Genomic DNA, 19,758 nt, shown 5'->3' on the forward strand with positions numbered 1-19,758 from the left:
ATCAACACGAGCCCGCATGATTCGCCTGTCTGAAATCAAACTTTCGCTGTCCGACGCGGAAAACCCCGCCACGCCGCTGCAGGCTGCCGCCGCTGGCATCCTGCATCTCACACCGGCCGACCTCTTGCGCGTCGATGTTTTCAAACGCAGCTTCGACGCGCGCAAAGCCGACCTCATGGCGGTCTACATCATCGATGTGGTAGTGACATCCACGCTCGAGGCCGCGCTGCTCGCGAAATTTGCCGGCAATCCGCACATTCAGCCCACGCCCGACATGAGCTGGCGCGCGCCAGTGCAGGCTCCAGCCGATCTGCCGCGGCGCCCGGTGGTGGTCGGCTTTGGCCCCTGCGGGATCTTTGCGGCGCTGGCGCTGGCGCAAATGGGCTTCAAGCCCCTCGTGCTGGAGCGCGGCAAGACCGTGCGCGAGCGCACCCGGGACACCTGGGGCCTGTGGCGCAAGAAGGTGCTCAACCCGGAGAGCAACGTGCAGTTCGGCGAGGGGGGCGCCGGCACCTTTTCCGACGGCAAGCTGTACAGCCAGATCAAGGACCCGCGCCACCTTGGCCGCAAGGTCATGAACGAGTTTGTCAAGGCCGGCGCGCCGCCCGAGATACTGTACGAAGCGCACCCGCACATCGGCACCTTCAAGCTGGTCAAGGTGGTGGAGAACATGCGCGAGCAGATCACCGCGCTGGGCGGCGAGATCCGCTTCGAGCAGCGCGTGACCGATGTGCTGATCGAGCAGGGCCATCTGCGCGGCCTCACGGTGCTGGACCAGGCCAGCGGACAAAGCTACGAGCTCGCGGCCGACCAGGTGGTGCTGGCGCTGGGCCACAGCTCGCGCGACACCTTCACCATGCTGCACACGCGCGGCGTGCACATGCAGGCCAAGCCGTTCTCGATCGGCTTTCGCATCGAGCACCCGCAGGGCCTGATCGACCGCGCGCGCTGGGGCCGCCACGCCGGCCACCCGCTGCTGGGCGCGGCCGACTACAAGCTGGTGCACCACGCCAGCAACGGCCGCTCGGTCTACAGTTTTTGCATGTGCCCCGGCGGCACGGTGGTGGCCGCCACCTCCGAGCCCGGCCGCGTGGTGACCAACGGCATGAGCCAGTATTCGCGCAACGAGCGCAACGCGAACGCGGGCATCGTGGTGGGCATCGATCCGCACGACTACCCGAGCGACCCGGCCGCCTTTGCGGCCACATTGGGGTCCACGTTCGACACGCAAAGCCTGCACGGCGATGCGCCTCATCCGCTGGCCGGCATCGTGCTGCAGCGCCAGCTCGAATCGCAGGCCTATGTGCTGGGCGGCAGCAGCTATGAAGCACCGGGCCAGCTGGTCGGTGACTTCATTGCGGGCCGGCCATCCACGCAACTGGGCGACGTGGTGCCGTCCTACAAACCGGGGGTGAAGCTGGGCGATCTGGCAAGCGCGCTGCCGGCCTATGCCATAGAGGCGATCCGCGAAGCGCTGCCCGCCTTCGGCCGCAAGCTCAAGGGCTTCGACCGGCCGGATGCGGTGCTCACAGGCGTCGAAACCCGCACCTCGTCACCGCTCAAGATGGGCCGCGGCGAGGACCTGCAGAGCCTGAATGTGCGCGGCCTGTACCCGGCCGGTGAAGGCGCGAGCTATGCCGGCGGCATCCTGTCGGCAGGTGTGGACGGCATCAAGGTGGCCGAGGCAGTGGCCAGAGCCATCACGGAACAAACCTGAACGGTCTGGTCCGCGCAGCGCGTCAACGCTCCCAGCGGCCGCCGTGCTGGTGCCAGCCGTGTGGCCCCTGGGCCCAGCTGCGCGGAGCCCAGTGATAGCCGGGGCGCGGCCTTTCCCAATGTCCCGCATTCCAGGCGTAGCGCCCGCCACCCCAACTCCAGAAGCCGCCAATCCAGATATAGCCGGGCGCCGGCGCCACGGTAATCGCCTCGGCATACGGTGCGGGCGGCGCCACGGGCGCCACCACCTCGGGCTCGCCCTGGTAACCCTGGTACTGAGCCGGCGGCGGTCCCGGCAGCGGCGCGACGACGCAGGCCGACAGACACAAACTGGCGGCGACGGCCGCCAGCAGTGCGGGCATGGCACGCGGCTGGCCGCGGAAAATTTGATTCAAGGGCATGGTGTTCTCCGGTTGCTTCATGCTCCAACAACGGCCGCAGCAAGGCGTCGTTGACCGAAAAACTGTTACCCGACGGTAAAGCCGGCGCGGCGCGCAGCGACACGCGGCCGTGCCGTCGTTCAGCCCTGAGCGGCGGTCTGCAGCGCCGCAATGCGTTCCTCGATCGGCGGATGCGTCGCGAACAGCTGGCCCACGCCGCCCGCAATGCCCATGGCCGCCACGCTCTTGGGCAGTGCGCCCGGCTGCATGCCGCCGAGCCGTGCCAGCGCGTTGATCATCGGCTGGCGGCCCAGCAGCCGGGCCGAGCCCGCGTCGGCGCGAAACTCGCGCTGGCGACTGAACCAGGCCACGATGATGGCGGCCGCGAAACCCAGCACAATGTCGAGCACCACGGTGGAGATGTAGTAGCCGATGCCGGGGCCGGAATTGCGGTCGTCGCCCTTGCGCAAAAAGCTGTCCACCGCGTAGCCGATGACGCGGCTCAGGAACACCACGAAGGTGTTCATCACGCCCTGGATCAGCGTCATCGTCACCATGTCGCCATTGGCTACGTGAGATATCTCGTGCCCGATCACGGCCTCGATTTCTTCGCGCGTCATGCCGGCAAGCAAGCCGGTAGAGACGGCGACCAGCGCCGAGTTTTTGAAGGCACCCGTGGCGAACGCATTCGGCTCGCCCTCGAAGATGCCGACTTCGGGCATGCCGACGCCGGCCTGGGTGGCCAGCTTGCGCACGGTCTCCACGATCCAGGCCTCGTCGGCCGACTGCGGCTGCTCGATCACGCGCACGCCAGCGCTCCACTTGGCCACCGGCTTGCTGATCAAGAGCGAGATGATGGCGCCGCCAAAACCCATGACCAGCGCGAAGCCTAGCAGCGCGCCCAGATTCAGCCCGTTGGCCGTGAGGTAGCGGTTCACGCCAAGCAGGCTGGCCACGATGCCCAGCACCGCGACCACGGCCACATTGGTCAATACAAATAAAAAGATACGCTTCATGAAGTCCTTCAAATGCAGCCCGTCACAAGGGACTGGTGGCGCAAATGGTAGGGGCGAGCGGGAAGAAATCAAGCCCCACTCGCGCAATGCCCGCTAAAGTTGCGGATATTCGGGTGAATGCGCCGCAGACCTGGGCAGACGGAAAACCTCGGGATCGTCGTAAAAGGCCGGCGTTTCGTTGGGCGGCCACCAGCCGGGCACGCCCAGCACGGGCAGCGGCGCAAAGGGTTTGGCCCCGAGCTTTGCCGCAGTCAGGTCGGTCGCCACCCAGGCATCGAGCTCTGCTATTGAATGAATAGCTGTCTGCGCAAGGTAGACGTGGGCTGTGACCGCTTTTCGTGGTTGAACCAGTTTTTCCAGCAAGGCGTGGCCGAACAGCACCAGCCGGGCCTGCGCCCACAGCGGGCGCAGCTGCACGAACAGGCGATGCCAGTCCTTGTCGATCAGGGCCTGCCACAACGCGGGCGGCGCCTGCAGAAATGCGGCGTTCTCGTCGAACAAGGTGAGCGCATCGCGCACCGGGCCGCGCACGGCCTGCACGCCCGCCCGTTCAATCTCCAGCGCCTGCAACCGGTTCAGCTTTTTCTTGGTCTGCGGCAAGCGAATCCAGCAAAGTCCATTGAAAAAGTCGTGCAAGCCCTCTCGGGTCGGACACTGTTTGCTATTAAAAATATAGCGTTCGTAGGGTTCACCGGGCCGCAGATCGGCTTGCGGCACGAACGCGATGGCGTTATCCGGCTCGCGATTGAGCGCCTCGTGCAGCGCCATGCCACCAGCAACCCGCTGCGCCACGCGTTCCCCTGGCACGCGCCAGACGTCGAGCCAGGGCGCCTGCCAGTCAACCGCCTCTAGTGCCCCCACGCTTGTCGCTTCGCGTACTGCGCTGCCCCCCGAGGGGGCTAGTTTTCCTTGGGGCGGCCCGGCGGAAACTAAACCATGCGCCACGGCAATGCTTCGCCCGAACGCAGCGGCTTGAGCTGCGCCTCGCCAAAGGGAAAGCTCTCGGGCGGGGTCCACGACTCGCGGCGCAGCGTGATCGTGTCCGTGTTGCGCGGCAGGCCATAGAAATCCGCGCCGTGGAAGCTGGCGAAGCCTTCGAGCCTGTCGAGCGCGCCCGCACCATCAAACGCTTCGGCATACATCTCGATCGCCGCGTGCGCGGTGTAGCAGCCGGCGCAGCCGCTGGCATGTTCCTTCAGGTGGGCCGGGTGCGGTGCGCTGTCGGTGCCGAGAAAGAATTTCGGGCTGCCCGAGGTGGCCGCGGCCAGCAGCGCCTGGCGGTGCGTTTCGCGCTTGAGCACCGGCAGACAGTAGTAGTGCGGCCGGATGCCGCCGGTGAAGATGGCGTTGCGGTTGTACAGCAGATGGTGTGCCGTGATGGTGGCCCCGGTGAAGCGATCCGCCTCGCTCACGTACTGCGCGGCTTCCTTCGTGGTGATGTGCTCGAACACGATCTTCAGCTCGGGGAAATCGCGGCGCAGTGGAATCAGTTGCTGCTCGATGAACACCGCCTCGCGGTCGAACAGGTCGATCTCGGGCAACGTGACTTCGCCATGCACCAGCAGCAGCAGGCCGGCGCGCTGCATGGCCTCCAGTGTGGGGTAGGTCTTGCGTACATCGGTCACGCCGGCGTCGCTATTGGTGGTGGCGCCGGCCGGGTACAGCTTGACGGCCACCACGCCGGCGTCCTTCGCGCGTGCGATCTCGTCGGGCGGCAGATTGTCGGTCAGGTACAGCGTCATCAGGGGCTCGAAGCGCACACCCGGCGGCACCGCCGCGCGGATGCGTTCGCGATACGCCATCGCCTGCGCCGCCGTGGTCACCGGCGGCTTGAGGTTGGGCATGATGATGGCGCGGCCAAACTGCCTTGCCGTGTGCGGCACCACGGTGTGCAAGGCGTCGCCATCGCGCACGTGCAGGTGCCAGTCGTCGGGGCGGGTCAGGCTCAGGGTATCAGTCATGGGCCTGATTTTCGCATCCCTGCGCTCGCCCGCGCGGCCCCGCCGCGCCTTACAGCACGTAGTCGCCGCTGGCCTCGGGCTGGAACAGGATGTCCTGCACCTGGGCGGCCACGCGCGTGCCATCGGGCGCCGTCCAGCTTGCAATCGCACCGATTGGCAGGCCCAACAGGCTGCTGCCCACGGGCGAGAGCACAGAGATGAAGCCCGCGGCCGGGTCGGTGTCGGCCGGGTAGCACAGCGTCAACGTGCGCTGCTCGCCGCTGTGCACATCGGCCACCAGCACCTGCGAATACATCGTCACCACGTTGGCGGGAATTTCCTGAGAGCGGACCAGGTCCGCGTTGTCGATGACTTCGGCGATGTCGCCGGCCACCACACCGCCCTGGCGGCGCACCAGGCTGTGGATACGCACGTGATCGAGCTCGGTCACGGTACGGAATTCGGTTTTGAGAGAAGACATGTTGCACTCCTGAATCGTTAAGACCCGGAACAAGGCATCCGGGCAAGCCGCGCTGGAGGCGGGGCCCGGACGATCAGAGAAGCGCTATGAAATACTGGGGGATCGCCGGGCTTGGGAGTGTGCAACCGGTTGGGGCATTTCGCCGACCGGGGTTGCCGCACAGGCGCGCGCCTGCGCCGCCGCTGCCATCAAGGCAGGGCGCCGGCGTACGGGAGCGCAGGGGCAGGAGGTCATTGCGGCGTGCATGCCGCCATCTTAGCCCAGGCGGCAATACCGTTCAGTGTGCAAGGATTTTGTTCAGGAAATCGCGCGTGCGCGGGGCGCGGTTCTCGGGGTGGTTGAAGAACTCGTCCTTCGAGCAGTCCTCCAGGATCTTGCCGCCCACGTCCATGAAGATCACGCGGTGGCTGACCTTGCGCGCAAAACCCATCTCGTGCGTCACGCACATCATGGTCATGCCCTCGTTGGCCAGGCCCACCATCACGTCGAGCACCTCGCCCACCATCTCGGGGTCAAGCGCCGAGGTCGGCTCGTCGAACAGCATCACGATCGGGTCCATGCTGAGTGCGCGCGCGATCGCCACGCGCTGCTGCTGGCCGCCCGAAAGCTGGCCCGGGAACTTGTCCTTGTGCACCATCAGACCCACGCGGTCGAGCATCTTCAGGCCGCGCACCTTGGCTTCCTCGGCGCTGCGCCCCATCACCTTGATTTGCGCGATAGTCAGGTTCTCGGTCACCGACAGGTGCGGAAACAGCTCGAAGTGCTGGAACACCATGCCCACGCGCGAACGCAGCTTGGGCAGGTCGGTCTTGGGGTCGTGCACGGCCACGCCGTCGACCGTGATCTCGCCCTTCTGGAACGGCTCCAGCGCATTGATGGTCTTGATCAGGGTGGACTTGCCCGAGCCCGACGGGCCGCACACCACCACCACCTCGCCCTTCTGGATGCTGATGGAGCAATCGGTCAGCACCTGCACCGGGCCATACCACTTGGATACATGTTTGAGTTCAATCATCTTCTTCTCCGGCGTCCTGGCAAAAAATTAGCGAATGATGGCGATCTTCTTGTGCAGGCGCTTGACGATGGCCGACAGCGAGAAGCAGATGACGAAATACACCACCGCGGCCATCAGATAGGTTTCCATCGGGCGGCCGAAGGTCTTGCCCGCGGTCTCGAAGCCCTTGAGCAGGTCGTAGGCGCCGATGGCGTAGACCAGCGAGGTGTCCTGGAACAGAATGATGGTCTGCGTGAGCAGTACCGGCAGCATGTTGCGGATGGCTTGCGGCAGGATCACCAGCTTCATGTTCTGGCCGTAGGTCATGCCCACTGCCTGGCCGGCAAACACCTGCCCGCGCGGGATCGACTGGATGCCCGCGCGCATGATCTCGCTGAAGTAGGCCGCCTCGAAGGCGGTAAAGGTCACGACGGCCGAGTATTCAGCGCCGATGGGCCGCCCAATGACCAGCGGCACCAGCAGGAAGAACCACAGGATCACCATCACCAGCGGCACCGAGCGCATGACGTTGACGTACAGCGCGGCGGGCGCGTCCAGCCACTTCTGGCCCGACAGGCGCATCAGCGCCAGCACGGTGCCGAAGAACACGCCGCCAGCGGTGGCGACCACCGTGAGCATGACACTGAACCAGAGACCCTTGAGGATGAAGTTCTGGATCAGGTTCCAGTTGAAGATCGAGAAGTCCAGATTCATCTCAGTGGCCTCCCACTCCGGTGCCGGAGCTCACGAAGCCCGGCACCCGCGCCCGCCTCTCGATATGGGCGAAGACACGGTTGATGACCAGCGCCGAAATCGCATAGAGCACCGTCACCGCGATGTAGACCTCGATCGGGCGCGCCGTTTCCTCGCCCACCTGCAAGGCATACTGCGTCAGTTCAGGGATGGACACCGCGAATGCCACTGCCGAATTCTTGAAGATGTTCATCGATTCGCTGGTGAGCGGCGGAATGATGATGCGGTAGGCCATGGGCAGCAGCACGTAGCGGTAGTACTGCGGCGTTGTAAAGCCCAGCGCCATGCCCGCGTAGCGCTGGCCCTTGGGCAGCGCCTGGATGCCCGCGCGCACCTGCTCGGCAATGCGCGCCGAAGTGAAGAGCCCCAGCGCCAGCACCACCAGGATGAAGGGCGGGAATGCCTTCATGGACGGTATCAGCGCCGGGACGACGAAATACCACAGGAAGATCTGCACCAGCAGCGGGATGTTGCGAAACAGCTCGACCCAGGCGTTGCCCAGCCGCACCAGCCAGGGTTTGTCGGGCAAGGTGCGGATCATGCCGATGGCGGAACCCACCACCAGCGCCACCGTCAGCGCCGCGAGCGACACCGCCACCGTCCAGCCCCAGGCCGTAAACAGCCAGTTAAGGTAGGTGATGTCCCGGCCATGGCCGAGACAGCCCGACACCACATCGCCACTCAGGGTGTCCTTGCAGAACACCACCCAGTCCATAGCCATTCGACCCCTCCTGCGGAAAAGCGCCTTGACGCTTTCGCTTTATACCGAACAATAACGCCCACTTGGAGGCCAAGTGGGCGCTGCGGGACTCAGCAACACGGGGGATTACTTGTTGCCGTAGTCTTCCATCGGTTTGTCGTTGGGGTGCGCCCAGGCGTTCTTGGTGCTTTCGGAGGCCGGCATGTTCAGCGACACGTTGTTGGGCGGGATCGGCTGCATGAACCACTTGTCGTACAGCTTGGCCAGCGAGCCGTCCTTGATCTGGCGCACGATGCTGTCGTCGACGGCCTTCTTCAGCTTGGCATCGCCCTTGGGCAGCATGCAGGCAATCGGCTCGGTCGACAGCACCTCGCCCACGATCTCGAAGTCCTTCGGGTTCTTGGACTTGGCGATGTTGGCGGCCAGGATCGAGCCGTCCATCACGAAGGCGTCGGCGCGGCCCGCCTCCAGCAGCAGGAAGCTGTCGGCGTGATCCTTGCCCTGCACGGTCTTGAAGTCGATGTTGTGGGCGCGCTCGTTCTTGCGCAAGGTCTGGACCGAGGTGGTGCCGGTGGTGGTGGCGATGGTCTTGCCGTTCAGATCCTTGATCGACTTGATGCCAGATTTCTTGTTGACCGCCATACGCACTTCCTCGACGTAGGTGGTGTAGGCAAAGTCCACGTCCTTCTGGCGTGCAGCGCTGTTGGTGGTCGAGCCGCATTCGAAGTCGATGGTGCCGTTCTGGATCAGCGGAATGCGGTTCTGCGACGTGATGACCTGATAGTTGATCGTCAGCGGCTTGCCCAGGTCCTTGCTCAGGTCGCCAACGATGCGCTCGGCCATCTCAGTGTGAAAGCCCACATACTTGCCACCGCCCAGCGTGTAGGCCAGGCCCGAGGAATCGCGCACGCCCAGGTTGACGGCGCCTCGATCCTTGATCTTGGCCAGCGTATCGGGCGCCTGCGCGAAGGCGCCACCGGTGGCCACGGCCGCAGCAGCCGCAACGGCAAAGGCCAATAAATGTTTCTTCATACAAAACTCTCCTGGAGGTAAAGCGTTAACGGGTAACTGAATATGACGAGATTCTAGAGAGTCGGGCTTGCGGGATAACCCGCAAATCCCTCCTGAAATGCGGAAATCCAGGAAAAACGCCCATGTTAAATGCGGGCGGTGTTATGCAACAATTTTATAGATAAGCCAGATGCTATTTAACGGCTGCCTGCGACGCCAGATAAGTCCACAAGGCCTGCGCCGTCCCCTTGGGCGCCTCCTTGCCCACGGGCTTTTCCCGGTAGGCCCGAACGTCCATGGTCATCTCCAGCGCCTGCGCTCCCGGCATCACGGCCGCCACCAGCCTGCGCGCACGCACCTCCTTCTTGACCGCGCTGTGCGGCAAAAAGGCGATGCCATGCCCTTCCACCGCCATCGCCTTGAGACCCTCGGCCATGTCGGTCTCGTAGACCCGGTCCAGGTGCACCGCGGTCGCCGACTGCTTGAGGATCAGGTCCACCACCCGCCCCAGGTAGGCGCCGGGCGCGTAACCCAGGTACGGCAGCGGCTGGTTGGGGCGGCCCGGCAGCTTGAACATTGGACTGCCGTCGGCATCGGGCTTGGCATAGGGCGACAGCACCTCCTGCCCCAGGCTCACCATTTCGTAGCGCGCGGCATCTAACTGAAACGGCTGCGAGCTATGGTAGTAGGCAATCAGCACGTCGCAGCTGCCCTCGACCAGGCGCATCACCGCATCGTGCACGTTGAGCGCGATCAGCCGGCTTTTGATCGGCCCGAACTTCTCGCGCAGGCTGGTGACCCAGGCCGGGAAAAAGGTGAAGGCCAGCGTGTGCGGCACGGCGAACTCGATCACGTCCTGCCCCGCCGAGGTGTGCCCGCGCAGCATGGCGCGCGTGCTTTGCAGCGCCTGCAGCATCTCCATGGCCTGGTCGTACAGCGTCTCGCCCGCCGGCGTCAGGCGCGTCGGGTACGAACTGCGGTCCACCAGATCGGTGCCGGCCCAGGCCTCGAGCGCCTGGATGCGGCGCGAAAACGCCGGCTGCGTGACGTGGCGCAATTGCGCGGAGCGGCTGAAACTGTGCGTCTCGGCCAGGCTGACAAAGTCTTCAAGCCATTTGGTTTCCATGGCGCGGATTATGCGGCGCGGGGTCGGTCGAAGTCGGACATTGGCGGCAGCTGTCCACCGCTCAGAACGCGCTCTTCAGCACGCCGCCATCCACGCGCAAGGCAGCGCCCGTGGTGGCCGATGCCAGCGGGCTCGCGACGTAGGTCACCAGCGACGCGACCTCGTCCGGAGACGCGAAGCGCTTGATGAGCGAGGTCGGGCGCACCTTGTCGAAGAACTCCTTCTCGAACTCGCTGAAAGACTTGCCCTGCGACTTGGCCAGCGCTTCCACAAAATCGCCGACCCCGCGCGACCGCGTTGGGCCGGGCAGGACGCTGTTGACCGTGATGCCCGTGCCGGCGAGCGATTCGGCCAGGCCGCGCGAGACCGCCAGTTGCGCGGTCTTGGTCATGCCGTAGTGAATCATCTCGACGGGGATCTGCACCGCGCTCTCGCTGGAAATAAAAATAATTCGCCCCCAGTTCGCGCGCCGCATGGCGGGCAGGCACAGACGCGCCAGGCGCACGCCACTGAGCACATTGACCTCGAAGAACCGGACCCAGTCGGCATCGGGGATTTTTTCGAACGGCGTGGCCTCGAAAATGCCAAGGTTGTTGACCAGGATTTCGATGTTCGGGTGCTGCCGCACGAGTTCCTCGGCAGCGGCGGCCGTACCGAGATCGCCGGCAAATCCGTGCACCGTGCCGCCCGTGGCCGACTTGATCTTCGACACGGCGCCGTCCACTGACGCCTGCGAGCGTCCATTGACAATCACCTGGGCGCCTTCGGCCGCCAGGGCGGCGGCGATGGCGTAGCCGATGCCGGCCGTGCTGCCGGACACCAGCGCGAGTTTGTTCGTGAGTTTCAAATCCATAACGTCCCACCTTTCCGAGAAAAACCAGTTTACGCGGCCAGGCATCCACGGGGCAACCCGATTGCTGCAGAAGGGTCAGGCCTGATCGGGCCAGAAAATTTCAAGCCTTTTCGGCCTGTAGCCCATAAAGGACGCTGGCAGTGCGCTATCAATTCCATACTCACGCACGAACCGCAGAAGGCTGGCGGGCGCGTGCCCCCCGGGCCATGGGTCAGCGGCGGCCGGGGCTTGCCGTCTCCGTACCGCCGTCTTGCACCCCATGCACCTGCACCAGCTTGAGCCGGGAGCCGGCACCCGACTTGAGCTGAACCGCGCTGCGAGCGACCGCGAAGTGCCTTGCGACGAGGGCCAGCAGTGCTGCGTTGGCCTTGCCATCCATTGGCTGCGCCTTCACCGACGCGATCCAGGTGCCATCTTCTGCAGCGACCAGACTTTCAGTTTTCGCGCCTGGCTTGACCTTGATCCTTAGCGTGAGCGTTTTCACTGGAAGGTTCAGGTTGCGGAAGGCAATCGGTGCCATGAGCGGTCAGACCGCAATTTCCAGCCCGTCCGTGGAAACCGCAGAAGCCCGAGACCCAAAACTCGAGATGTTGGTGAGCGTGGCGTTGTGGTGCGCAATCACCTGTTGCGGCGTGAGCGCTGCATTGCCGGCGGAGGTGTGAGCATCTTCAACAAGAGTCACAGGGTAGCCAAGAGCCAGCGCCCGCCGGGTCGTCGTGTCAACGCAGAACTCTGTATGCATGCCGCATAACACGATGCTTTCCACGCAGTGTTGTTTGAGAACAGCTTCCAGGTTGGTGCGAAGAAATGAATCCGGCGTGGCCTTTCGGACTCTGATGTCGCCTGCCTCGACCTTCAGGCCCGTGGCGAACTGCCATGCCGGGGTTTCGTATTCAAGATAGCCGGCCGTTGACTCATGTTGGACAAAGATGACGGGCGCGCCGGCACGTCGAGCTTTGCGCGTGACCCGGTTGATTCGTTCGATGACGCCCTCGCAGTCAAAGGCTTTGCCCTCGCCTTCGCAAAGGCCTTGCTGCATGTCGATAACCAGTACGGCGGTCTTCATAGGTAGATCGTGATTGCGGCTAGGCGCCCAGGTTGAGCCACTTGCCATGATTTTTCAGGGCCGATCGGTTTGAAACCCCTGTGCAAAGCGATTGACGCACCAAGCGTAGTCCGTATATGACGAGTCAGGCCGCATTTGTCACATATCGCGAGTGCCAATCGTTGAACTCTGCCACGACCTGGCTTGCGTTTGATATCTCGGCATCGAGATCGGCGAGGGAGAAGTTCCGCGCGACTCCCGACAATGCTTTCCCAATCTTCGTTGACGCATTGAAAACGGTGTCTCTGGACTGCATGCCCCAGCGCCCATGGACAAAGGCATTTCTTGTAGTTCGGAGTCGATCAGCCCGTGCATACCAAGCTTGATACTCGGTTACGGCATTTTGATGATCTGACAGAACGCTCGCAACAACGTCCCTGAGTGCATCCATCTTGTCTTTGAATCCTAATCGCTCGATTAGCGGGTTAAGTGCGTCGGGGCTGGACGCCGATACGAGATTGCGTAGGCTCAAAGCGAGCAGGAAATCGAGTCTTGTGAACGCAAAAGCCAACTGTCCAACACGGGCGGCCGCTTGTAACTCCAGATCATTCATTGTGCATTTACGCTCCAAGAGCAGTATTTGTGTAGCCTAACGAATTAAGCCGCGCCGCGAAGCGGCGTCGGCTTGAACGACATGTTAGACCTGACCTGCGCTGACCAAGCGGGCAATGTCTATAGGAAGGTTCCTTGGCCGAATAATTGGGCCAAGTTTGTTTTGTAAGGCCGCCACAAGCAACCAGATACTTAGGCGCATGTCTGTCATTACCATCATGAACGCCATCCGGTCGACTGACCACATATCCCCGCCTTTGGCGGCTAGCTTTTCTGCCGCCGTACAGTGCTGGCTAAGAGTTGCGGTTATTTCTTGAACAAGAACCTCGCAGGAGGGGTTTGCCCATACGCCCTTAGAAGCATCCATGATTGACTTGCGAGCCTCATAAAGGCTTTGCATGGCGTAATGTGGAGACTCGTCTTCTCCGCAAGAACAGCCGGCGAGAGTCGATTTCGGTGACGATACCGTGGACTCGATTTAGGTCGTGGTCTTGGAGGGTGATGCCGCCAAAACTGAAATGACCGTTCGCTGCCGCCTGACGAAAAGATGCCACGAAATTCTTGAAGAGACCATCAGAACGTTTCAGAAGGTCTGAGTCAGTGACGTTGGAGTCAACATGGAAATTCCGAAGGCTCATGGGGCTCCTATGAGGTCTAACGCGATTTCGTCATCATTGCCGGAATTTAACCGGTCAACGGGACACTTTTGATTGCTGCACATTTTTGGCAAAAAGTCCTGAGTTCAAAAGACTTCTCACGTTATACGGCATGCAAACCCAACTTAACCAGCAAAGCGTCTATGAGCCCTGCTCAATCGCTACGCTGGTACCCGGCCTTGTTGAATCCGCGAATTTCAAGCATTTTCGGCCCGTAGCCCATATCGTTCCTACATATCGCGCTATCAATCTCGTACCAAACGCGATGTCAAACTACTCCGAACTCTGCTGCAACGCCCACATCTGCGCATAGCGCCCATTGGCCGCCAGCAGCTCGGCATGCGAGCCCCGCTCGACAATGCGCCCCGCCTCCATCACCAGGATTTCATGCGCGTCCACCACGGTCGAGAGCCGGTGCGCAATCACCAGCGTGGTCTTGTTTTGCGCCACGCTCTGCAGCTCGGCCTGGATGGCGCGCTCGTTGGCGGAGTCGAGCGCCGAGGTGGCCTCGTCGAAGATCAGCACCGGCGGGTTCTTCAAGAGCGTGCGCGCGATGGCCACGCGCTGCTTCTCGCCGCCCGACAGCTTGAGGCCGCGCTCGCCGACCATGGTGTCGTAACCGGCCGGCGTGGCATTGATGAAGTTGTGGATGTGGGCGGCGCGGGCCGCGGCCTCGACCACCGCGCGGCTGGCGCCGGGGTTGCCGTAGGCGATGTTGTATTCGATGGTGTCGTTGAACAGCACCGTGTCCTGCGGCACGATGCCGATGGCGTGGCGCACGCTGGCCTGCGTGACCTGCTTGATGTCCTGCCCGGCGATGGTGATGCGGCCCTGCTGCACGTCGTAAAAGCGGTACAGCAGGCGCGACAGGGTGGACTTGCCGGCGCCCGAGGGGCCAACTACGGCCACCGTCTTGCCGGCCGGGATCACGAAGCTGATGTGGTGCAGGATGGGGCGCGCGGCCTCATAGGAGAAGCTCACGTCCTCGAAGCGCACCTCGGGCGTGCCCTCGATGCGGATGGGCTGCGCGCCGGGCACGTCGGCGATCTCGCGTTCCCTCTCCATCAGATGGAACATGCGCTCCAGGTCGGTCAGGCTCTGCTTGATCTCGCGGTACAGCACGCCCAGGAAACCCAGCGGAATGTAGAGCTGGATCATGAAGGCGTTGATCATGACCAGGTCGCCCAGCGTGAGGTGCCCGGCGACCACGCCCTCGGTGGCGCGCCACAGCATGACCACCAGGCCGATGGCGATGATCGTCTGCTGGCCGGCATTGAGCAGGCTCAGGGTGCGCTGGCTCTTGAGCGCGGCCACGCGGTAGCGGCGCAGGTTTTCGTCATAGCGCCGGGCCTCGAACTCTTCGTTGTTGAAATACTTGACGGTTTCGTAATTCAGGAGCGAGTCGATGGCGCGGCTGTTCGCGCGCGAGTCGAGCTCGTTCATCTCCTTGCGGAACTGGGTGCGCCACTCGGTCACCGTGACGGTGAAACCGATATAAAACACCAGCGCAATGGCGGTGATCCAGGCAAACCAGATGTCGAACTTGACGGCCAGCAAGGTCAGCACCATGGTCACCTCGATCAGGGTCGGGATGATGCTGTACAGCGAATACGAGATGAGCGAGTGCACGCCGCGCGAGCCGCGCTCGATGTCGCGCGACATGCCGCCGGTCTGGCGCTCCAGGTGAAAGCGCAGGCTCAGGGCATGCAGATGGCGGAACACTTCGAGCGAGATGGTGCGCGCCGCGCCCTCGGTGGCCTTGGCAAACACCAGTTCGCGCAGCTCGGTAAAGAGCGAGGTGGACAGGCGCAGGAGCCCGTACGCGATCAGCAGCGCCAGCGGCACCACCAGCACGGCCTGCACTTCGCCGGGCTTGAAGCTCATCGCATCGACCAGGCGCTTCAGCAGCAGCGGCACGCCGACATTGGCCATCTTGGCGCCGACCATGAAGAGCAAGGCCGCGATGGCGCGCCATTTGTATTGCCACAGGTACGGGAACAGCCGGGCCAGCGTGCTCCAGTCGGAGCGCGGCGCGGCGGTGCCGGCGGGCGAGGCAGGCGCAAAAGAGGGGCGGGCGAGTTCGCCGGATCGGCGCATAAGAGACAATCGGGGGCTGTTAATGACAAGAGATTGTGCCCATGTCTGACAATTCAAGTTCGACCGCCAGTACAGCCACCGGCGAAGCCGGCGCGCTCCATGTCGAGCTGCCCACCGACAAGGAACTGGTGCTCAAGGTCATTCCCCTGCCGGCCGACTGCAACGCCAACGGCGACATCTTTGGCGGCTGGGTCATGGCCCAGGTGGACCTGGCCGGCTCGGTGCTGCCGGCGCGCCGCGCGCAAGGCCGCATGGCCACGGTGGCGGTGAACCAGTTCGTCTTCAAGCAGCCGGTGCGCGTGGGCGACCTGTTGTCGTTCTACTCCGAGATCACGCACGTGGGCCGCACCTCGATCACCGTGAACGTCGAGGTCTATGCCGAGCGCATCCGCACCCAGGGCCGCTACCTCAAGGTCACGCAAGCATCGGTGACGTATGTGGCGATCGACGATCAGGGGCGGCCGCGGCCACTGCCCCAGCCAGCCGCCTGATTGCTCCGTTTTTTATAGCTAATTGCCATTGACTGGCAAGGGCTACAAGGCCTTTTCTCTAGAATCTCCCGGGCTGGCCCCGGCCCGCGGCGAAGCACGCCGACCTCACGCGCGGGGCCGGCTCCCGTCCTTCAACGTGCGCTGAATGGCCCACGTTCGTGATAACTCCTGATATCTGCGCGACAGGCTATGCGTATCAACCCTGACGACAGTTGTCACGCATACAGCTATAAACCACGCAACGATTCGGGAGGCGCGGTGCAGGTACTTCAACTGGTGATCAGCGGCATCTCGCAAGGATGCATCTACGGGCTGATCGCTCTGGGCTTCGTGCTCATCTACAAGGCCACCGAGACCGTGAGCTTCGCGCAGGGCGAGCTCATGATGCTGGGCGCGTTTGCCGGCCTCGCGGGCATGACGCTGCTGGGCTTTCCGTACTGGCTGGCGGTGATCAGCGCCATCGTGGCGATGGCCGCGTTCGGCGTGGTGCTCGAGCGCGTGGTGATCCGCCCCATTCTGGGTCAGCCGCAGTTTTCCATCGTCATGCTGACCATCGGCATCGGCTACGTGGCGCGCGGCCTGATCACCATGATTCCGAACATCGGCACCGAAACCCGCGTGCTGCCCGTGCCCTACAAGGACCAGATCTGGAACGTGGGCACGCTGGTGCTCAACGTTGAGCAGATGGTGGTGATCGGCGCCACCGGCGTGCTGTGCGTGCTGCTGTTTGCCATGTTCAGGTATAGCAAGCTCGGCATTGCCATGCAGGCGTCCTCGCAAAACCAGCTCGCGGCGTATTACATGGGCATCCCGGTGAAACGCATCAACGGCCTGGTCTGGGGGCTGGCCGCCGCGGTCGCGGCCATCGCGGGGCTGCTGCTGGCGCCCATCACCTTCGTGCACGCCAACATGGGCTTTATCGGCCTGAAGGCTTTCCCGGCCGCAGTGGTGGGCGGCTTTGGCAGCCTGCCGGGCGCGATCGTGGGCGGCCTGATCGTAGGCATCGTGGAATCGCTGTCGGGCTTTTACCTGCCCGACGGCTTCAAGGACACGGCCGCCTACATCGTGGTGCTGGTCATGCTGGTCATCAAGCCCAACGGACTGTTCGGCGAAAAACTCCGGAAAAAGGTATGAGGTTCATCTTCAAGACCGATTACGCGCAGGACATCCGCCTTGCCAAGCATGGCGGACACGTGTTCTGGTACAGCGCGCTGATGCTGCTGCTGCTCGCCGCGCCCTGGCTGTTTGCCGAGTACTGGCTGGCGCAGCTGACCTTTGTGCTGATCTACGGCATCGCCGGCCTCGGCCTGATGCTGCTGGCCGGCTTCACGGGCCAGTTTTCCATCGGCCATGCGGCGTTTCTGGGCGCGGGCGCGTACACCCAGGCCGTGCTGACCAACATGGGCTGGCCGTTCCCGATCGCACTGGTGGCGGCCGGGCTGCTGTCGGCAGCGGTCGGGGTCATCGTGGGCCTGCCGGCCCTGCGCGTGAAGGGCATCTACCTCGGCATTGCCACGCTGGCGTTCGGCTTCATCGTCGAAGAGATTCTGGCGCGCTGGGATTCGGTCACGGGCGGCAACTCGGGCATCCAGGTCAAGCCCCCCGAAATGTTCGGCTGGACCCTGGGCTCCGGCACCTCGTTTTATTTCCTGTGCCTGGTCGTCGCCGTCGTGGCCACGCTGGCCATCCTGAACCTGCTGCGCTCGCCGACCGGCCGTGCCTTTGTGGCGATTCGCGATTCGGAGATTTCGGCGCAGAGCATGGGCATCCAGCTGGCGCGCTACAAGACGCTGTCGTTCGCGCTGTCGGCCGCGCTGGCCGGCGTGGCCGGCGCGCTGTATGCGCACAAGCTGCGCTTCATCTCGCCCGACCAGTTCGACATCCTGCAGTCCATCGACCTGCTGCTGCTGGTGGTCATCGGCGGCCTGGGCTCGGTCCATGGTGCGTTCCTGGGTGCGATCTTCCTGATTTCCATGCCGCAGCTGATCTCGCTGTCCAAGGGCTACCTGCCAGACGTGATCGGCCAGGCCCCCGGCTTGCAGGCGGTGGTGTACGGTGCGGTCCTGATCGGCTTTGTGCTGTTCGAACCACTCGGCCTGTACGGCCGCTGGCTGAAGATCCGCACCTACCTGCAGACCTTTCCGTTCTATCGCAAGGGCACGTTCAAGCGGCAAAAATCCTTCCAGAAATCGGACCGCCTCAGATGAGCACCGCTCTTCTCTCGGCCCGAAACCTGAGCGTGCGCTTCGGCGGCGTGCTGGCCGTCAACAACGTGAGCTTCGACGTCAGGCAGGGCGAGGTCTTCACGCTGATCGGCCCGAACGGCGCCGGCAAGACCACGGTGTTCAACCTGATCAGCCGCATCTACACCCCGACCACGGGCGAGATCGAGTACCTCGGCCGCAAACTGACGGACCAGCCGCCCTACAAGATTGCCGCGCTCGGGATCGCACGCACCTTTCAGAACATCGAGCTGTTCGAGCATGCGACCGTACTCAACAACCTCCTGATCGGGCGCCACACGCACCGCAAGACCGGCTTGTGGAGCGAGCTGTTTTTCACGGGCCGCACGCGCGAGGCCGAAATCGAGGCGCGCGGAAAGGTCGAACAGGTCATCGACTTTCTCGACCTGCAGCACCACCGCGACTCGATCGTCGCCGGCCTGCCCTACGGCGTGCGCAAGGTGGTCGAACTGGCCCGCGCGCTGTGCACGGAACCCAGGCTGCTGCTGCTGGACGAACCCTCCTCCGGGCTGAACGTGGAAGAAACCGACGACATGGCTTTCTGGATTGCCGACATCAAGAATGAACTCGGCATCACGGTGCTGATGGTGGAGCACGACATGACGCTGGTCTCCAAGGTCTCCGACCGCGTGCTGGCGATGAACCAGGGCGAGGTGCTGGCCATGGGCACGCCGCGCGAGGTGCAGACCGACCCCGGCGTGATCGAGGCGTACCTGGGCTCGGTGGACGATGTGAGCAGCCTCAGAAGAGAGGCCCGGAGCGGCGACGGGCCGCCCCTGGCCGCGAAAACCCCCTCGGGGGGCAGCGCAGCGGCACCAGCCGCAAACGTGGGGGCCCATTCAACATGAGCGGCGTGCCACTCCCCGTGAGCGACCAGCCTGTGCTCACGCTGCTCAACGTCGAGAGCGCGTATGGCCCGATCAAGGCGATTCGCGGCGTCAGCCTGCAGGTGCGCCGCGGCGAGATCGCCACTGTGCTGGGCTCGAACGGCGCGGGCAAAACCACGATTCTCAAGACCATCTCGGGCATCATCGATCCGCGCAAGGGCTCGATCGAATTCAAGGGCGAGAACATCACGGCGCAGGACCCGGCCTTCATCGTGCAGCGTGGCCTGTCGCATGTGCCGGAGGGGCGCGAGGTGTTCCCGCTGCTGAGCGTGCGCGACAACCTGCTGATGGGCGCGTACACCCGCCGTGACCGCGATGGCGTGGCGCGGGACATCGAAATCGTGTTCGGCTACTTCCCCATCCTGCGCGAGCGCGCCACGCAGGACGCCGGGCTGCTCTCGGGCGGGCAGCAGCAGATGCTGGCGATCTCGCGCGCCCTGATGGCCGCGCCCGACCTGATCCTGCTCGACGAGCCGAGCCTGGGCCTGTCGCCGAAGCTGACCAAGGAAATCTTCGAGATCGTGGTGCGCATCAACCGCGAGCGCGGCACCACCATCCTGCTGGTCGAGCAGAACGCCAACATGGCGCTGAACGCCTCCGACTATGGCTACGTGCTGGAGAACGGCCGCATCGTGATGGAAGACAGCTGCGCCCGGCTGCGCGAGAAGGATGACATCAAGGAGTTCTACCTCGGCATGAAGGAAGACGGCGTGCGCGGCGAGCGGCGCTGGAAGAAAAAGAAAACCTGGAGATAAAT

General features: G+C 63.6%; 23 protein-coding genes. 6 read left to right on the forward strand and 17 right to left on the reverse strand.

Annotated elements, in window-relative coordinates:
- The first annotated feature begins 16 nt into the window (after positions 1-16).
- Complete coding sequence (locus EUB48_RS18530) at positions 17-1,717, forward strand: NAD(P)/FAD-dependent oxidoreductase (protein ID WP_142820524.1); 1,701 nt, start codon at positions 17-19, stop codon at positions 1,715-1,717.
- A gap of 22 nt (positions 1,718-1,739) precedes the next feature.
- Here EUB48_RS18530 and EUB48_RS18535 read toward each other — a convergent pair whose 3' ends face one another.
- The 17 genes from EUB48_RS18535 to EUB48_RS18615 form a co-directional block, all read right to left on the reverse strand.
- Positions 1,740-2,117, reverse strand: coding sequence for a YXWGXW repeat-containing protein (locus tag EUB48_RS18535; RefSeq protein WP_142820526.1), 378 nt, complete (start codon positions 2,115-2,117; stop codon positions 1,740-1,742).
- A gap of 119 nt (positions 2,118-2,236) precedes the next feature.
- Positions 2,237-3,112, reverse strand: a complete 876-nt coding sequence (gene htpX / locus EUB48_RS18540; protein ID WP_142820527.1) for a protease HtpX — start codon at positions 3,110-3,112, stop codon at positions 2,237-2,239.
- 93 nt (positions 3,113-3,205) lie between these two features.
- On the reverse strand, positions 3,206-3,973 hold the full coding sequence (locus EUB48_RS18545) for a DUF3025 domain-containing protein (RefSeq protein ID WP_244618266.1): 768 nt from the start codon (positions 3,971-3,973) through the stop codon (positions 3,206-3,208).
- A 68-nt stretch (positions 3,974-4,041) separates the two neighbouring features.
- Positions 4,042-5,073: a dihydroorotase gene (gene pyrC / locus EUB48_RS18555; protein WP_142820532.1), complete on the reverse strand. Its 1,032-nt coding sequence runs from the start codon at positions 5,071-5,073 to the stop codon at positions 4,042-4,044.
- A 49-nt stretch (positions 5,074-5,122) separates the two neighbouring features.
- Positions 5,123-5,533 carry a GreA/GreB family elongation factor gene (locus tag EUB48_RS18560; RefSeq protein WP_142820534.1) on the reverse strand — a complete coding sequence of 137 codons (411 nt, stop codon included), beginning with the start codon at positions 5,531-5,533 and terminating at the stop codon, positions 5,123-5,125.
- Positions 5,534-5,810: 277 nt separating this feature from the next.
- Positions 5,811-6,548, reverse strand: coding sequence for an amino acid ABC transporter ATP-binding protein (locus EUB48_RS18565; protein WP_142820536.1), 738 nt, complete (start codon positions 6,546-6,548; stop codon positions 5,811-5,813).
- A gap of 27 nt (positions 6,549-6,575) precedes the next feature.
- The gene (locus EUB48_RS18570; RefSeq protein ID WP_142820538.1) at positions 6,576-7,241 is read right to left on the reverse strand and encodes an amino acid ABC transporter permease; all 666 of its coding nucleotides are present in this window, start codon (positions 7,239-7,241) and stop codon (positions 6,576-6,578) included.
- Between the two features lies 1 nt (position 7,242).
- On the reverse strand, positions 7,243-8,001 hold the full coding sequence (locus EUB48_RS18575) for an amino acid ABC transporter permease (protein ID WP_142820540.1): 759 nt from the start codon (positions 7,999-8,001) through the stop codon (positions 7,243-7,245).
- Between the two features lie 105 nt (positions 8,002-8,106).
- Positions 8,107-9,012, reverse strand: coding sequence for an amino acid ABC transporter substrate-binding protein (locus EUB48_RS18580; protein ID WP_142820542.1), 906 nt, complete (start codon positions 9,010-9,012; stop codon positions 8,107-8,109).
- A 172-nt stretch (positions 9,013-9,184) separates the two neighbouring features.
- Positions 9,185-10,117, reverse strand: coding sequence for a LysR substrate-binding domain-containing protein (locus EUB48_RS18585; RefSeq protein ID WP_142820544.1), 933 nt, complete (start codon positions 10,115-10,117; stop codon positions 9,185-9,187).
- Between the two features lie 61 nt (positions 10,118-10,178).
- Positions 10,179-10,970: an SDR family NAD(P)-dependent oxidoreductase gene (locus EUB48_RS18590; RefSeq protein WP_142820546.1), complete on the reverse strand. Its 792-nt coding sequence runs from the start codon at positions 10,968-10,970 to the stop codon at positions 10,179-10,181.
- Positions 10,971-11,181: 211 nt separating this feature from the next.
- Positions 11,182-11,490, reverse strand: a complete 309-nt coding sequence (locus EUB48_RS18595; RefSeq protein WP_142820548.1) for a DUF167 domain-containing protein — start codon at positions 11,488-11,490, stop codon at positions 11,182-11,184.
- Positions 11,491-11,496: 6 nt separating this feature from the next.
- On the reverse strand, positions 11,497-12,036 hold the full coding sequence (locus tag EUB48_RS18600; protein WP_142820550.1) for a cysteine hydrolase family protein: 540 nt from the start codon (positions 12,034-12,036) through the stop codon (positions 11,497-11,499).
- A 124-nt stretch (positions 12,037-12,160) separates the two neighbouring features.
- The gene (locus EUB48_RS18605; RefSeq protein ID WP_142820552.1) at positions 12,161-12,628 is read right to left on the reverse strand and encodes a hypothetical protein; all 468 of its coding nucleotides are present in this window, start codon (positions 12,626-12,628) and stop codon (positions 12,161-12,163) included.
- 84 nt (positions 12,629-12,712) lie between these two features.
- Positions 12,713-13,027 (reverse strand): hypothetical protein, encoded by a 315-nt coding sequence (locus EUB48_RS18610; protein ID WP_142820554.1) that lies wholly within the window; start codon positions 13,025-13,027, stop codon positions 12,713-12,715.
- On the reverse strand, positions 13,011-13,265 hold the full coding sequence (locus EUB48_RS21445) for a hypothetical protein (RefSeq protein WP_168226782.1): 255 nt from the start codon (positions 13,263-13,265) through the stop codon (positions 13,011-13,013). The genes EUB48_RS18610 and EUB48_RS21445 overlap by 17 nt, the downstream gene beginning before the upstream one ends.
- A 291-nt stretch (positions 13,266-13,556) precedes the next feature.
- Positions 13,557-15,380 carry an ABCB family ABC transporter ATP-binding protein/permease gene (locus EUB48_RS18615; RefSeq protein WP_142820556.1) on the reverse strand — a complete coding sequence of 608 codons (1,824 nt, stop codon included), beginning with the start codon at positions 15,378-15,380 and terminating at the stop codon, positions 13,557-13,559.
- Positions 15,381-15,421: 41 nt separating this feature from the next.
- Here EUB48_RS18615 and EUB48_RS18620 point away from each other — a divergent pair, with 41 nt between their 5' ends.
- From EUB48_RS18620 to EUB48_RS18640, 5 genes are all read left to right on the forward strand, one after another.
- A complete protein-coding gene (locus EUB48_RS18620; protein WP_142820559.1) occupies positions 15,422-15,871 on the forward strand; it encodes an acyl-CoA thioesterase in 450 nt (149 codons plus the stop codon).
- Between the two features lie 258 nt (positions 15,872-16,129).
- The gene (locus EUB48_RS18625) at positions 16,130-17,005 is read left to right on the forward strand and encodes a branched-chain amino acid ABC transporter permease (protein ID WP_077563926.1); all 876 of its coding nucleotides are present in this window, start codon (positions 16,130-16,132) and stop codon (positions 17,003-17,005) included.
- Positions 17,002-18,078 carry a branched-chain amino acid ABC transporter permease gene (locus EUB48_RS18630; RefSeq protein WP_142820561.1) on the forward strand — a complete coding sequence of 359 codons (1,077 nt, stop codon included), beginning with the start codon at positions 17,002-17,004 and terminating at the stop codon, positions 18,076-18,078. Before EUB48_RS18625 ends, EUB48_RS18630 begins: the two co-directional genes overlap by 4 nt.
- Complete coding sequence (locus EUB48_RS18635; RefSeq protein ID WP_142820563.1) at positions 18,075-18,962, forward strand: ABC transporter ATP-binding protein; 888 nt, start codon at positions 18,075-18,077, stop codon at positions 18,960-18,962. Before EUB48_RS18630 ends, EUB48_RS18635 begins: the two co-directional genes overlap by 4 nt.
- Complete coding sequence (locus EUB48_RS18640; RefSeq protein WP_142820565.1) at positions 18,959-19,756, forward strand: ABC transporter ATP-binding protein; 798 nt, start codon at positions 18,959-18,961, stop codon at positions 19,754-19,756. Before EUB48_RS18635 ends, EUB48_RS18640 begins: the two co-directional genes overlap by 4 nt.
- The last annotated feature ends 2 nt before the right edge of the window (positions 19,757-19,758 follow it).

This window comes from Rhodoferax sediminis, from assembly GCF_006970865.1.
Classification (GTDB): Bacteria; Pseudomonadota; Gammaproteobacteria; order Burkholderiales; family Burkholderiaceae_C; genus Rhodoferax_A; species Rhodoferax_A sediminis.

Excerpts from the sequence above, each read along its gene's own strand:
- EUB48_RS18530 (WP_142820524.1), top strand. The coding sequence starts at position 17 with ATGATTCGCCTGTCTGAAATCAAACTTTCGCTGTCCGACGCGGAAAAC.
- EUB48_RS18535 (WP_142820526.1), bottom strand. The coding sequence starts at position 2,117 with ATGCCCTTGAATCAAATTTTCCGCGGCCAGCCGCGTGCCATGCCCGCA.
- htpX (WP_142820527.1), bottom strand. The coding sequence starts at position 3,112 with ATGAAGCGTATCTTTTTATTTGTATTGACCAATGTGGCCGTGGTCGCG.
- pyrC (WP_142820532.1), bottom strand. The coding sequence starts at position 5,073 with ATGACTGATACCCTGAGCCTGACCCGCCCCGACGACTGGCACCTGCAC.
- EUB48_RS18560 (WP_142820534.1), bottom strand. The coding sequence starts at position 5,533 with ATGTCTTCTCTCAAAACCGAATTCCGTACCGTGACCGAGCTCGATCAC.
- EUB48_RS18565 (WP_142820536.1), bottom strand. The coding sequence starts at position 6,548 with ATGATTGAACTCAAACATGTATCCAAGTGGTATGGCCCGGTGCAGGTG.
- EUB48_RS18570 (WP_142820538.1), bottom strand. The coding sequence starts at position 7,241 with ATGAATCTGGACTTCTCGATCTTCAACTGGAACCTGATCCAGAACTTC.
- EUB48_RS18575 (WP_142820540.1), bottom strand. The coding sequence starts at position 8,001 with ATGGCTATGGACTGGGTGGTGTTCTGCAAGGACACCCTGAGTGGCGAT.
- EUB48_RS18580 (WP_142820542.1), bottom strand. The coding sequence starts at position 9,012 with ATGAAGAAACATTTATTGGCCTTTGCCGTTGCGGCTGCTGCGGCCGTG.
- EUB48_RS18585 (WP_142820544.1), bottom strand. The coding sequence starts at position 10,117 with ATGGAAACCAAATGGCTTGAAGACTTTGTCAGCCTGGCCGAGACGCAC.
- EUB48_RS18590 (WP_142820546.1), bottom strand. The coding sequence starts at position 10,970 with ATGGATTTGAAACTCACGAACAAACTCGCGCTGGTGTCCGGCAGCACG.
- EUB48_RS18595 (WP_142820548.1), bottom strand. The coding sequence starts at position 11,490 with ATGGCACCGATTGCCTTCCGCAACCTGAACCTTCCAGTGAAAACGCTC.
- EUB48_RS18600 (WP_142820550.1), bottom strand. The coding sequence starts at position 12,036 with ATGAAGACCGCCGTACTGGTTATCGACATGCAGCAAGGCCTTTGCGAA.
- EUB48_RS18605 (WP_142820552.1), bottom strand. The coding sequence starts at position 12,628 with ATGAATGATCTGGAGTTACAAGCGGCCGCCCGTGTTGGACAGTTGGCT.
- EUB48_RS18610 (WP_142820554.1), bottom strand. The coding sequence starts at position 13,027 with ATGCAAAGCCTTTATGAGGCTCGCAAGTCAATCATGGATGCTTCTAAG.
- EUB48_RS21445 (WP_168226782.1), bottom strand. The coding sequence starts at position 13,265 with ATGAGCCTTCGGAATTTCCATGTTGACTCCAACGTCACTGACTCAGAC.
- EUB48_RS18615 (WP_142820556.1), bottom strand. The coding sequence starts at position 15,380 with ATGCGCCGATCCGGCGAACTCGCCCGCCCCTCTTTTGCGCCTGCCTCG.
- EUB48_RS18620 (WP_142820559.1), top strand. The coding sequence starts at position 15,422 with ATGTCTGACAATTCAAGTTCGACCGCCAGTACAGCCACCGGCGAAGCC.
- EUB48_RS18630 (WP_142820561.1), top strand. The coding sequence starts at position 17,002 with ATGAGGTTCATCTTCAAGACCGATTACGCGCAGGACATCCGCCTTGCC.
- EUB48_RS18635 (WP_142820563.1), top strand. The coding sequence starts at position 18,075 with ATGAGCACCGCTCTTCTCTCGGCCCGAAACCTGAGCGTGCGCTTCGGC.
- EUB48_RS18640 (WP_142820565.1), top strand. The coding sequence starts at position 18,959 with ATGAGCGGCGTGCCACTCCCCGTGAGCGACCAGCCTGTGCTCACGCTG.